The 13,673-nt window shown below is 47.2% G+C and carries 13 protein-coding genes; 4 read left to right on the forward strand and 9 right to left on the reverse strand.

Going from position 1 to position 13,673, the window contains the following annotated elements; all coding sequences use genetic code 11:
• The first annotated feature begins 1 nt into the window (after position 1).
• The gene (gene moaA, locus ACNI23_RS09940; protein WP_420248351.1) at positions 2 to 994 is read left to right on the forward strand and encodes a GTP 3',8-cyclase MoaA; all 993 of its coding nucleotides are present in this window, start codon (positions 2 to 4) and stop codon (positions 992 to 994) included.
• Positions 995 to 1,005: 11 nt separating this feature from the next.
• On the forward strand, positions 1,006 to 1,890 hold the full coding sequence (locus ACNI23_RS09945) for a transposase (protein WP_420250565.1): 885 nt from the start codon (positions 1,006 to 1,008) through the stop codon (positions 1,888 to 1,890).
• A gap of 75 nt (positions 1,891 to 1,965) precedes the next feature.
• Here ACNI23_RS09945 and mauJ read toward each other — a convergent pair whose 3' ends face one another.
• The 7 genes from mauJ to ACNI23_RS09980 form a co-directional block, all read right to left on the reverse strand.
• Positions 1,966 to 2,697, reverse strand: coding sequence for a methylamine utilization protein MauJ (gene mauJ / locus ACNI23_RS09950; RefSeq protein WP_420248353.1), 732 nt, complete (start codon positions 2,695 to 2,697; stop codon positions 1,966 to 1,968).
• 133 nt (positions 2,698 to 2,830) lie between these two features.
• Positions 2,831 to 4,279, reverse strand: coding sequence for a sensor domain-containing diguanylate cyclase (locus tag ACNI23_RS09955; protein WP_420248354.1), 1,449 nt, complete (start codon positions 4,277 to 4,279; stop codon positions 2,831 to 2,833).
• Positions 4,280 to 4,365: 86 nt separating this feature from the next.
• Entirely contained in the window at positions 4,366 to 5,352 is a 987-nt protein-coding gene (ruvB, locus tag ACNI23_RS09960) for a Holliday junction branch migration DNA helicase RuvB (RefSeq protein ID WP_420248356.1), read from the reverse strand.
• Positions 5,353 to 5,376: 24 nt separating this feature from the next.
• On the reverse strand, positions 5,377 to 5,988 hold the full coding sequence (gene ruvA / locus ACNI23_RS09965) for a Holliday junction branch migration protein RuvA (protein ID WP_420248357.1): 612 nt from the start codon (positions 5,986 to 5,988) through the stop codon (positions 5,377 to 5,379).
• Positions 5,985 to 6,491: a crossover junction endodeoxyribonuclease RuvC gene (ruvC, locus tag ACNI23_RS09970; protein ID WP_420248359.1), complete on the reverse strand. Its 507-nt coding sequence runs from the start codon at positions 6,489 to 6,491 to the stop codon at positions 5,985 to 5,987. The genes ruvA and ruvC overlap by 4 nt, the downstream gene beginning before the upstream one ends.
• Positions 6,492 to 7,238, reverse strand: coding sequence for a YebC/PmpR family DNA-binding transcriptional regulator (locus ACNI23_RS09975; RefSeq protein WP_420248361.1), 747 nt, complete (start codon positions 7,236 to 7,238; stop codon positions 6,492 to 6,494).
• A gap of 176 nt (positions 7,239 to 7,414) precedes the next feature.
• Positions 7,415 to 8,014, reverse strand: coding sequence for an RlmE family RNA methyltransferase (locus ACNI23_RS09980; RefSeq protein ID WP_015852755.1), 600 nt, complete (start codon positions 8,012 to 8,014; stop codon positions 7,415 to 7,417).
• Between the two features lie 109 nt (positions 8,015 to 8,123).
• Here ACNI23_RS09980 and ACNI23_RS09985 point away from each other — a divergent pair, with 109 nt between their 5' ends.
• Both ACNI23_RS09985 and ACNI23_RS09990 read left to right on the forward strand, forming a co-directional pair.
• Positions 8,124 to 9,605, forward strand: a complete 1,482-nt coding sequence (locus ACNI23_RS09985; RefSeq protein ID WP_420248362.1) for a glycosyltransferase family protein — start codon at positions 8,124 to 8,126, stop codon at positions 9,603 to 9,605.
• 73 nt (positions 9,606 to 9,678) lie between these two features.
• Entirely contained in the window at positions 9,679 to 10,338 is a 660-nt protein-coding gene (locus ACNI23_RS09990; RefSeq protein WP_420248363.1) for a BON domain-containing protein, read from the forward strand.
• Positions 10,339 to 10,360: 22 nt separating this feature from the next.
• On the opposite strand, the gene ACNI23_RS09995 is transcribed toward ACNI23_RS09990, so the two are convergent.
• Positions 10,361 to 10,990 (reverse strand): GntR family transcriptional regulator, encoded by a 630-nt coding sequence (locus ACNI23_RS09995; RefSeq protein ID WP_420248365.1) that lies wholly within the window; start codon positions 10,988 to 10,990, stop codon positions 10,361 to 10,363.
• Positions 10,991 to 11,438: 448 nt separating this feature from the next.
• The gene (locus tag ACNI23_RS10000) at positions 11,439 to 13,529 is read right to left on the reverse strand and encodes a methyl-accepting chemotaxis protein (RefSeq protein WP_420248367.1); all 2,091 of its coding nucleotides are present in this window, start codon (positions 13,527 to 13,529) and stop codon (positions 11,439 to 11,441) included.
• Positions 13,530 to 13,673: the final 144 nt, after the last annotated feature.

Here is a 13,673-nt window from a genome sequence, read left to right on the forward strand (position 1 = left end):
AATGGTACTCACTGACAAGATAGGACGCACGGTAAATTACCTGCGGCTGAGTGTTACTGATCGCTGCAACCTGCGTTGCATGTATTGCGTAACCAAAGACTTCAAGCACATCCCCCACCCGGACATCCTGCGCTACGAGGAAATGCTCCGTCTGGTAGCTCTCGCTGCTTCCATGAATATTTCCAAGCTGCGCCTGACCGGAGGCGAACCATTTGCCCGCAAGGGATTCATGGATTTTATCTCGCAGGTTATGAACAGCCACCCGGAAATGGACCTGCGCATAACCACCAACGGGACCTTAATCGAACCGCTGGTACCGGAGCTTAAAAAGATCGGGGTCAGCAGGCTGAACATTTCGCTTGATACCCTCGACCGGGAAACCTTCAAGGACGTAACCGGACGCGATCATTTAAATGACGTACTGGCAACCATTTCCGCCTGTCTCTCAGCCGGAATCAGGGTTAAGGTCAACGCCGTGGCCATGAAAGGGATCAATGACAAAGAACTCAGTTCCTTCATCGACTTTGCGCGCGAAAATCCCATCGACATGCGTTTCATCGAATTCATGCCCATGGGTGACGAGACCAAATCCGACAGCCGGTTCTGGTCTGCGGATGATATCCTTGCGCAAGGCAGAGAATACGTGAACCTGATCCCGGTAAAACGTACTGCCGAGAACCGCGGCCCAGCACGCATGTACTCTATCGAAGGCGGTAAAGGGAGACTGGGCCTGATTTCCCCGGTAAGTTCGCATTTCTGCGCCACCTGCAACAGGTTGCGCATTACCTCCGATGGTCAGCTGCGTACCTGTCTTTTCTCCGATAAGACATACGGCCTGCGCGATATTTTAAGGAATCCCGAACTGGGTGACGATGACCTGCGTAAGGTAATTGCTGACGCAACTATCGACAAACCGCTGGGTTACCATCTTTTGGAACAAAGATCAGGATGTGAAGGTGTATGCGAGACACAGATGTCATCCATAGGCGGATAAAAGGATCTTCTATGGGAACTGTTTCCGATAACAGGGATGAACTGCTGGTGCGTCTGATGTCTTCTGAGGAGGAAGCCAGAAAATTCCTCCTGCACAAAGCTTTGGGAGATCGCAAACCCTTCTGCCCCCGCTGCCGGGAGCACAAGCTCTATAATCTTAACGGTGACCGCTACCGCTGCTCTTCCTGCAAGTACACCTTTCAGGATTTCAGCGGCCGCTGGATCAACAACGGCGGACTTTCCGCCCGTGAATGGGTGCGCCTGATCCAGATGTTCGCCGAGGATCATACCGCGCATGCAATTTCACTTGATCTGGAGCTTTCCTACAACGCAACCTACAAGGCAATCACCGCCCTGCGTTTCGCAATTCTAGCTCAGGCAATTGATGCTCAACAGCTGTTGAGCCCTGAGACCGGGTTGCATAAGCACCTCAAAAACAAAAAGCTGACCGGGGTCCCTTCTAAGAAAACCACCGGAAGCATTCCCGTATTCGGGATAATGGAAAAGAACGGCTGGGTGTTCATCGATTTAATGCAGAACATCACTGCGGAATCGGTGTTCCACTTCAACCACAACTTCCACCTCAAGCTGGTCCGTCACGGAAGTATTATCCACACCGACCGCTACCAGAAGTACGATTCCCTGATCCTCTGCGGAGACGATTCCCTACCGCTGGATTACATCCGAAAATACCCGGATATCACCCCGCACATAGAAATATCAGGCGGAGAGTTCTGGCAATTCGCACGTCAGCGTTTCAAGCGCTACAAGGGAATATCCCCGCACCGCTTTCCTTTATATCTGAAGGAGCTGGAATTTAGATTCAACAATCGCTCGAAAGATTTGTTCGATTTATTGACTAGTTATATTTGTAAGATTGTTCCTGACGTGGATTAGGTTAGGGATTTTTGATTGGGATAAATTAGAAAACCTCCCCTGCTTTGGTAAGCGGGGGAGTTTTTTATATAATTCCTAAAAACTTGGAATCTCCATCTCATACTTCATATATTCACGAACCGCAGGCTGAAGAATTGAATAGTATGATTGAATTCTCCGATAATCATGAAAAGAGTGAACATCTATGCTCTCTTTGCCGTGAGCAACAGCACATCGACCATACTTGTACATATCTAATGACAATTTTTCCGCATCGTCACCCAGGAATTCATTATCTGAATTGCCCCAATAAGTACTGCCCATAAAATTATCGAGATATTCAGTTAGCCAGATTCCTCTTTTTTTACCATCCATATTAATTTCAAGAATTTTAAAAAGACCTAAAAATCTAAAATAAACACTATTGCTACTGATGCCTTCTCTATAAAGCCCCAAAGCAAGTCTCTGAACATCATCCACCTCTAACGGCCAATGGTAGCCAAGATCAACGACAATTCGACCACCACGATGGCCAGCAAATTCAGTAATCCCCCGTATAGGTATTGAACCACCCGTATGCATTATTGAATGGATACGAACCTCAAATAACCATGAAATTTCACTTAAAAACATTAAGCCTGCAATGTGCGCTTCATGCTCTTTATCAGAATCAATTACAACTTGATTAGAAATAACTCTTGGAAACAGTCCTCTACCTCTGTCTTCATATGTCTCTTTAACCAATTTTAATTCAAATCCATTATAATCAGTAACAAACTCATCTTGTTTAAAAGAAGCGTTGGAATCAAAGGCAATAACTGAGTACATAGTAAGGGCCTCAAATATAGAAATATAAATCCGTATTAATCAATCACCAATATTCTTTCAAGCTTCAAATCCTAAAAGCCTCCGCACAACCAAGTTGTGCGGAGCTTTCCAATAAAAATATCAAATCAAAAACTTACCCCTTAATAACCTTATCCTTCCCCTGCGCCTTAGACTCATACATAGCCTTATCAGCCCTCACGATTAGAGAATCCAAGGTATCTGCATCAGCATACTGGGCAACACCGCAACTGACTGTGACTTTCTCACCGCAATCACTTGAGACAAGATCCTCATTACATGCATCCGCTACGGCAGCTCTGATCCTCTCGGCTACATCAAAGGCAAGATCAATTTCGCCATCTACAAGTAGAAGGAACTCATCCCCTCCCCAGCGGGCGCAGAAGTCTGAATCGCGGACGCAGGAGCGTATAATGGAGGAAATCTTCTTGAGTATGCGGTCTCCTTCCAGATGACCGCATTTGTCGTTAACCTCTTTGAAACCATCAACATCTAGCAAGATAATAGAAGAAGGACCGGACTTCTTCTTGATGCTGGAAACTGCGGAATCAAAAAAGCGTTCAAATGACCGCCGATTCCCTAAACCGGTCAATTCATCAGAATCAGCTTGCTGTTCCAAGCGCAACTGAAAATGATTGATTACAAGAATGCTCAAAACAACAATGAAAAGAGTAGCTATTCCACCGACTATAATCGTACGCACAAAATTATGCCGTGCAGCATCAAGCAGCACGGTTTCATTCTGCTCAACAATGAGCCACCACTCTAATTCCGGGATATAGCGTGAAGTCAAAAAGATTCGATCGCCGTCGAAATCAAATTCATATGTTGCAGGCTCAGCAGGGTTGCTCAAAACCTGCGAGGCAATCGAGCCATGCCCCGGCATATGCCTTAGGTTTATATTTTCTATCATTCCGACTTTATGGTGAACCTGTATAAGACCGTTCCCATCCACCAGAAAAATTGTTTTACCGTACTTTTCTGAGAACTTTTTCAGTAGTCTGGAAACATTGTCCACTTTCAAGCCAACACCGGTAACACCCAGCAACCTACCGTCATCACTGGCTAAACGGTGATTGATGAAAACAGTCAGGATATTGTCAGCAGCTTCATTGGAATCCACATCCAAATCATGATCCTCACCACTGCTAATGAAATCATAATACCAGACATCGTGTTCATCTTCATGGGAGATGGTTTTAAGAATTCCACCCGGATAATAGTATTTACCTGTTTCAGCGGAAACGAAAAAGGCGCTGAAAAATCCATACTTACCCTGAATCTCTCCAAGATATCTCTTAATTTTAGAAATATCACTTTCTCCGCTGGCGGCCCAATCCTTAAGAAAGGTATCATTCGCCATAAGGGAAGAGACAAATAAAGGCCGCATCAGTACGGTCTGAATTTCGGAATAAATATTATCGCGAGTCAGAGGGAGGGAGGAATTAACTATATCCCTGTGAATTTTTTTGCGGGATTCATTATAGTTAAAAAGGCTGAGTGAAATAAACGCAGAAACAAGAATCAAGGTCAACACGAGTATCAACTTTACCCGAACAGTCATTTCCCCTCCTAAAAACAAAAATCAACAGATATTAGAAAATATTAATTGAATGGATATAAATAGAAAAGAAAAAGACCTAACCTTACCTAAAACAAACTCCCCTGCCCGCCGGAAGAAACCTTCTGGAGATGCTGGTAAGCCCTTGCAGTTGCAACGCGCCCACGGGGGGTACGTTTCAAAAAACCGCACTGGATTAAGTATGGCTCATAAATTTCCTCAATGGTGCGCACTTCCTCGGAGCAGGCAACAGCGATTGTTTTCACGCCAACAGGCCCACCACCGAACTGGTCTATCAGAATAGAAAGAATCTTGCGGTCCATGTAATCCAGGCCTAACGGGTCAACATCAAGCTTATTCAGAGCCATGTCAGCCAGTTCGCCAGTAACGACCCCGTCACCATGCACGGTGGCGAAATCTCGCACCCTGCGCAACAGACGGTTGGCAATACGCGGTGTGCCGCGCGAACGCTTGCCGATAATCAATGCACCTTCTTCAGTCACTTTAAGGTCAAAAATTCGGGCAGCACGGGTGACTATGCGAGCCAATTCTTCGGGGGAATAGAATTCCAAGCGGAAGATACAGCCGAAACGGTCACGCAGTGGTGAAGTCAGCAAGCCTAAACGGGTTGTTGCTCCTACCAAGGTAAACGGTTCAAGATCGATCTTCACGGTACGGGCGGCTGGTCCCTGACCGATGATCAGGTCGATGTTGAAATCTTCCATGGCCGGATAGAGCACTTCCTCTACGTTGGCTGGCACACGGTGGATTTCGTCGATGAAAAGAATATCGTTGCGGGAAAGGTTGGTCAGGATGGCGGCGAGATCTCCGCTGCGCTCCAGAACCGGACCGGAGGTGGAAATGAGGTTAACTCCCAGCTCGGAAGCGATGATCCGCGCAAGAGTTGTCTTGCCCAGACCGGGGTTGCCGTAGAAAAGGGCATGGTCCATGGCGTTGCCGCGCCCACGCGCAGCCTGAATGAATACATCAAGGTTATCACGCAAGTCGTCCTGACCGATAAAATCGGTCAGCCGTTGCGGTCTGATGTGATCGTCTGAACCGTTGTTTTCCATCATATTCCGGTACTGCCTGCTGAAAAATTACTTGTTCTGGGAAATCTTTTTCAAAGCTACGCGGATAGCTCCACCAGCGTCAAGGTCGGGCTCTTCCTCAAAGATATCCTTGAGGAAATCGCGCACTTCATCATCTGCGTAGCCGAGATTGCGCAGGCCGGAAAGGGCATCGAGAAATTCACTGCGGTCACCTTCCACTGGGCAGGCTCCGCTGCGTACAGTGGCGGATTTCAGGGTTTCCATCTTGTCCTTGAGGGACCAGAGAATCTGGCGTGCGGACTTGGGCCCGATACCGGGCACGATGGAGAGAGTCTTCACATCCTCGCGGAAAACGAGATCCTGTAAATCCTTGGGACCGAATTGAGAAAGGATCGCCAGAGCCTTTTTGGGACCGAGGCGGTCAACTGAAATAAGGGTGCGGAAGACCTCACGGTCGTCAAAGCAGGGAAATCCGTAGAGATCGAAAGCATCTTCACGGATTACGGAATGAACGTAAAAAGTAACATCTGAGCCGGATTCCGGCAGGGTGGAGATAGCGGAAATGGTCAGGAAAAGTTCATAGCCCACTCCACCGGGGGTGAGGATAATGCAGGACTTGTCTGTGGCCTCTAGGAGCTTACCATGAATATAGGCGATCATCTTCCGGCTACCTTTGCGAATCTTCGTTCATTGAGATGGCAGATCGCAATGCCCAGCGCATCGGTGGTATCATTGGCCCACTTGGTGTCTTTCACCCCAAGGATGCGCTCCACCATGAAAGCGACCTGCGTTTTATCAGCCCGTCCACTGCCCACCAGATTACTTTTAACCTTGGTCGGTTCATACCCGGAAACCACAAGACCGGATACAGCACAAGCAGCCATGGCAGCGCCACGGGCCTGCCCCAGCTTAAGGGCCGAAGCCGGATTGGAGGCGACAAACGCATTTTCGATTGCCGCCTCATCCGGTGAATATTCTTCTATGAGCTCAGCTATGCGAGAGTATATCTCCCCCAGTCGCGAGCACATGGGCTTTTTGGTATTGGTCCGGATTGTCCCGGCATCCACAAGGGATACCTGCCCGGAAAGCTCTCTGACGATACCGTATCCGGTAACGCGGGTTCCGGGATCAATGCCGATGATTACAATACCTGATCCACCCATCTAGTCTTCCATTTCAGCCATGAGCTCATCGGGGAAGTCAGCGTTAACGTGTACGTTCTGTACATCATCGTTGTCTTCCAGCTTTTCCATGAGGTTCATGAGCTTTTTAGCGGTAGGTACGTCAACTTCAACGAGGTTCTTGGGAACGAAAGCGAGGTCAGAGCTTTTTGCTTCGCATTCAGCAGCTTCGAAAGCTTTCTGAACTTCACTGAAATCTTCAGGCATGCAATGTACTTCGAGGGTTTCATCTTCAGCGATTACGTCCTCAGCACCAGCATCAAGGCCGATTTCCAGCAGCTGGTCTTCGGTATACTTTTCAGCATCAAATACCATGACGCCTTTTTTATCGAACATCCATGCAACGCAGCCTGCTTCACCCATGGAGCCGCCGCCTTTACCGAGAGCGTGACGTACTTCAGCAACAGTACGGTTCTTGTTGTCGGTAGCTGCTTCAACGAGGATAGCAACACCGCCGGGACCGTAACCTTCGTACATGACTTCGGAAATATCACCACCGGCCAGTTCGCCGGTACCTTTTTTGATCGCGGTATCGATCTTGTCGTTAGGCATGTTCACTGCTTTCGCCTTGGCTATGGCGAGACGCAGGGAGGGGTTCATTGCCGGATCGCCTCCGCCCTTGGCTGCAAGGATAATGTCCTTTGCCATTTTGGTGAAAATTTTACCGCGCTTGGCGTCCTGTCTACCTTTTCTGTGCTGAATGTTAGCCCATTTACTATGTCCGGCCATTTTTTCCTCCTGAGAATATCAAAGTCCCGTCTGTTGGTTTTGATGGGACAGTATTTATATATAATGATGCCTTCGAAATACAACTCGGCGAAGCCTAATAAAAGGTTTTAAGCCGCCGGAGGCAAAGTCTTTTTTATCAAAAGCGCGAAGCGCATCAAATCAAAGAACCAATCTTCTTACCCTTCAATGCCGCGAAAGCCAAGTCCTACGATGAAGAACTCCTTGCTTTCCTCTCTGCAACTCTTCGGCTTGAATCTTTTCACTTTGGAAAACATCTTGCGCAGAGAGTCGATATATTCTTTAACGTCGGGCCCATCAAAAATTTTAACGATGAAATGCCCGCCCTGCTTAAGCCTGCTGGGCACGATATCACGCGCACGTTCGCAAAGCTCAAGGGAGTTGGCCTGATCGGCAAACTTTACCCCGGTTGTCTTGGGCGCCATATCACTGATGATAAGGTCATAGGGCAACTGCTTATCCATTGCAGCCAAAAGCTCCGGGGAATCCTCGAATACGTCGGCCTGCAAAAAAGTTGCGTTATCAGGGAAGGCAGTATCTGTGGACTGGATATCTACTGCAAGCACACGTCCGGTATCCCCGACTTTCTTGGCGGCAAACAGGGTCCATGAACCGGGAGCAGCCCCGAGATCCATAACATTCTGGCCTTTTGCGAAAACTTTGAAACGCTTGTCCAGTTCCTGAAGCTTGTATACGGAACGGGCAGGATAGTTTTCCTTTTTGGCCCTTTTGAAATAATGGTCGCGATATTGTTTCATATTCTGATTTATGTTTCGCAGTGATCCGCAAAAGACTTTTGCTACCGACTGCGTTATAAGGTGACTGGAAATTAACTTATTACGGCCCGCAAGCCAAGTATAGTAAGCAATGCAACGCCCCGAAAGAATCCGCATAAAGAACGAATCCGGTCAGCAGCAATCACTTCCCGAAGGTGAAAGATATTTTCAGGACCTCGGCGGCGAAGGGAAAATACTCTTTCTCGGCCTTGGACCGAATCCGGCAATAGCCGCGCAGCTTTTCCCGCAGGCGAAAAATTTATACTACCTTGAATGCCCGCAGCACTCCGCACAACTGCCCGAAGGGTATACAATCCCGTCACGATTTAAGCAAATCAGTACGAGCGAGACAACCGATCTCTCCGAATTCCGTATAATTCTGTATACACCCGGCAAGCGGTTATTTCCCGCTTTCTGGGAACCTCTGCTCGCCAAACTGACAGTTAACCGTGCCGGAATCATGCGCAAAAGCCGCACTAAAACCGTCTGGATTCCGGGCAATGACAACTCATTGCTGGTCCCTGAACTTTGCCGCGCCTTTAAGACAGAGGGGTTCTCTTACAGAGTTATTGAGCCGGACGCAATGCGCAAGAACCTGCTCTCCTTACTGCACAGCGAATTGCCGGAACTGATCGTAAGCGTCAATTTCAATGGTCTTGATAACGCTGGTGAAACATACTTCATGCTTCGCGAGGCCGGTGTGAAAGTCGCGGTCTGGATGGTGGACAATCCCTTCCATATCTTATCCGGCATCAAATCCACGTACTGGCAGGATGTCCCGCTCATGGTCACCGACCATTGGTTCATTCCTATTCTTGAAAAACACGGAGCGAGCAAAGTCGGGCACCTGCCCTTAGCCACCGATCCGAAAATATTCAATTCCCGGTTAGAACCATATCCGGACTTGGAAGAACGTACGGTCTTCGTGGGTCGTTCCAGCTTTCCAGCCAAGGATAACTTTTTTTCCGGCTGTATTTTTAATGAAAATGACGAACAAATAGCCCTGCAGGCCATCCAAAACGGCACAAAACCAGACTTTGAATGGTGGGCTGGTCAAGACGGTATTAAAAAATTATGGCCCGGAAAGGAAGTTCGTTTAACAGGTTACAAGACTGAACAATCAGGACTGATCTGGAGGATTTTATCATTGCAAAACGCCGGAAAGGAACTCACGGTTTTCGGTGATGAAAGCTGGAAACAATACCTGCCTGATGCAGACCTGCGGCCCCCGGTTGATTACTTTACCACCCTGCCGAGTATATATACCGGGGCCGGAATTAACCTGAATATGACCAGTCCGCTACTGCCCTGCGGCCTGACCCAGCGCAATTTCGATGTCTGGGCTGCCGGTGGATTCCTGCTGAGCGACTACACACCCGGCTTATCCATTTTCCCGGAAGAACTTCTTGAACACTGTACTTTCAAGACTCCTGCAGACCTGCCCGCCCAAATCGAATTCATCAAAAGCAATTCACACCTGCAGAAAGAGCTTTCAAAAATTTGGCAGAGCCATATAATGAAAGAACATACATATAAGAGCAGAATTTGTAAGATACTAAATTTTCTAAATTAAAAAATGTTTTAAACAAAACGGTATAGCTTTTGCTTCTCTGCACTCAGAAACTCTAATCAAGGATGATGACGAGATGCGGAAATTAATATTTTGCCTTACCCTGCTGGCTTTGACCTGCATGAGCGGATGCTCTGCTTCAGTGCTTATCCCACCATTGCCCGGACCGATGATGATTCCGTCATCAGTCGGGACCTTTTACAATGCCTACGCAATCGGTACAGATGAACGAGGTTTCCAGACCATCGTTGAAGATGAAATGCTGGAAACCCGTATCCAGTCTGAAATTCTCAACGAAAAGAATCTCAACATAATGGACCTGAGCACCTACGCATATAACGGACACGTTTATGTGGTCGGAGAATATGATCACAAGGAAGATTTTCAACTCATCCGCAAGATCGTCAGGAAGAACAAGAAGGTTAATTCTCTTACCACCTACCTGTTCGCTGAAGACGAGAATGCATGCGCCAAGACAGATGACTATATGATCCAAATGGCGGTAAAAAGTGCACTACTGAACGACGACTCCGTATGGGGAGCGAACGTAGCAGTTAAATCAGTACAGTGTAATGTGGTACTTATGGGCAGGGTCGCCAGCATAAATGAGGCGCTCAAAGCTAAGCAGATAGCCGCAGGAATTGGTGGGGTGAAGGGAGTAAAGTCATTCATCCGCTCCACCCGTCAGAACAAATATCTAGGGCAACAACAAAGAATAGCTGCTGCAATGCGTTAAGATTAAAAACAACTTGTGAAGATTAAAGAGAATAATGGTTCCGCAGAAGCTCTTTGGTAAGTTCAAGATCTCCCGCTTTAACAGCATTAACGATCTCTTTATGCTCTTGAGCGTGCGCACCAAGGTCTACACCATCTTCCAAATGCTGCTTTACCAAAGTGTGCATCCAGTAATCGTTAGCTAAAGCTTCCCATGAACGAACAAGAGAGCCGTTACCGGAACACTCCATAATTGTCCTGTGAAAATCAAGATCAGCCTGCCCCAAGGCAGCCATATCCTTACGCTCAACTCCAGCAAACATACTTTCAACTGCGGACATAAGACCGCCAATATCAATCCTATTCAGCTCGTACCCCCAGCTAAGAGCCAAAGGCTCAAGCTCACTCCGCACAGCAAAATAATCATATAACTCTTCTGAAGACAGTACTTTCACCCGGGACCCTTTATAGGGTTCGGTCTCAACAAAACCTCTGGCGGTCAAATCCCTGATCGCCTCCCGCACAGCACCCTGACTGACCTGAAGCTCCCGTGAAATTCTGGTTTCAATTATCTTATCCCCGGGTTTCAGCTGTCCTTTCAAAATACTGCCAACGATGTGTTCTACAACATCATCACGCAAAACCCGTCTTTTCAATCCAACACTGGATACCATAGAATTTTCCCCCTGAAGTAAAGGCCAGATGTATGCATTCCCCCTCTAAAACGCACATATCTTTGAGTGCGGAACCTAACCACTTTTTAAAACAATATCAAGGGAGGAAGTGTGCACCACAACAATATATTATATAAAATCAACAACTAACACGCACTACGAACAATACGAAAGCCCCATCTAATTACAAAATTAACAAAACACAATCAAACACTACGTGTTTTTATACAACATATCACCAAATACAACAGTTCAACTAAACCAATTATCGCAAAGCAGAATGCAGAGACTTTTATCGTGCCAATGTATTGCAAACATATTCTAATGTATTTCACAGTCGTCTGTTATTCGAAAATACGACCTGTTAACACCTCATTGCTACACTGGACAATAAAAAAACCGCCATCCTTGCGGATAGCGGCTTGTAAATAAGATTTGGATTCAGCGTTTAGACTTTTTTCAAATCATCAATAACACTCTTAAGATCTTCAGAGAGGCGGGACAACTCATGCACTGCCTGAGAGGATTGCTCCATAGCCTGTGATGTCTCAGCCGCGATACGGTTGATTTCATCAGTGTTACGGTTAATCTCTTCAGAAGCGGCGGACTGCTCCTCAGATGCAGTAGCAATAGCTCTGACCTGATCTGCTGTGGACTCTACAATATTTACTATTGAAGACAAAGACTCTCCTGCATCTGAAGCGTAAGCTGTACTTCGTTCTACCATGCCGGAAGCCTTTTCCATATCACTGATACTATTACGGGTTCCGGACTGAATAGCTGAAACCGCTTCACCGACTTCCTTAGTGGCATCCATTGTTTTTTCAGCCAATTTCCGGACTTCATCTGCAACTACAGCGAATCCTCGCCCTGCTTCACCTGCACGGGCGGCTTCAATGGCTGCGTTAAGAGCCAGCAAGTTAGTCTGGTCGGCAATATCGGTGATCACATTCATAACCTGTCCGATACCCTCAGCCCTCTTGCCGAGATTTTCAAGTCCGGTAGCCATCTGGCCCGCAGCGGCATCAACTTCACCAATGCTTGAAATAACATTGTCTACAATCCCGCCACCGGCATCAGCCTGATTGCGGGCATCATCTGCACTTTCCGCTGCCCGGGAAGCATTCTGGGCCACCTCAAAAACAGACGCATTCATTTCTTCCATAGCTGTTGCAGCCTCGGCTGAACGCTCGCGCTGAATTTCAGCACCGGATCTGGACTGCTCTATCTGTGCGGATAGCTCCTGCGATGCACTGGTAACCTGATCTACGATCTGTTCCAACTGACCTGCTGCCTGCAGCATACCTTCACGCTTGGCGTTTTCTGCGGCACTTCTTGCTTCCTCCGCATCAGCCAAAGCTTCTTTAGCCAGCTTTGTCTGCTCTTCAGCTTCAAGACCTTTCTCTTCAGTTGTCTTAAGCAGTTTCCCCAGATCGACAACCATATCTTTCAATGCCTGCTGCAAGGTGAGCAGCTCACCGGAAAAGCGGGACTCATCAGGGATGGCGTCAAAGTCCCCCTTTGAAACGGATTGCGCCGCTCTAACGAGCATCTGGATGGGGTTGGCAATAGACCGGGCAACAAACCAGCCAAAGAGGCAAAGCACGATAGCAATACCAAGCCCTATAAGCAGGGTGTCTTTTACAGTATCATATGCCCCTTCCATGATTTCTGCCTTATCGATCAGCAGAGCCAGCTTCCAGCCGAGTGCGGGGGAAGTAAATACCCTGACAAACTTCTCCTCTCCGCCAAGAATGACCGGAGCAAAGTCGTCGTTCATTTTAGCCAGTTCCTGCATTCCAGGATCATCAAGACTATCTGCCTGTTTAAAAGCGTAGTCTTTATTGGCAGGATCAGAGAGGATGGTGTTATCACCCTCCATTAATATAATATATCCGGTCTTACCTATTTTAATTGCTGAGACAACATCGGTAAGAGTGGACAGGTTGATGTCAAAACCGACAACACCTATTACCCGGCCATTATCTCTAATTTTTGAAGTGATGGAGCTTACAGCCACACCAGTTGTGGACTTATAAGCCTTACTGACAGCAGTATCCTTAGCCCCAGACATGGCTTCGGTATACCACGGTCTTGCCCGGGGATCATAACCGGCAGGCATACCATCCTCCGGGTACATATTGAATCCACCATCCTCCATACCGAAAAAAGCAAAATCATAAGCTTTATGACTTGTAACCATTCGTTTCATCAGGTCAAAAGCGTCCTTTGCCTTCTCATTCATCAACTCTCTTTTGACCGCATCAAGGCTCTTATCCTGAACCAGATTCAGGTTATTACCAAATGACTCCGTTACCGCCGGTTCCCCGGCCAGAAATTTTGCATTCAACTCTGCTTCATGCATAAACTCTGAGATAAAATTATTCACTTGCTGCAATTCGCTAAGCGAAGACTCCTCAAAAGCCGTCTGAGCCATATCAGTCATTTTCACAAAAGAAATCGAAGCCATACCGCCTGCACATAGCAGCACAGCAGCCAGAATCAACAATATCAATTTATTCTTGATGTCCAACCTCATTCAGGTAACCTCCTACCGAATTCTGTCCGAAATAAACGTAAGCACCACCCATGATACACAATTTACTCATCGTTCTAAACGGTCATTACTTAAGTGAACCAAACTAAATTTTATATTATAATCCACCTCAGTAGCACCATAACA

The sequence above is a fragment of the Maridesulfovibrio pacificus (SeqCode) genome (assembly GCF_048612815.1).
Lineage (GTDB): Bacteria > Desulfobacterota > Desulfovibrionia > Desulfovibrionales > Desulfovibrionaceae > Maridesulfovibrio > Maridesulfovibrio pacificus.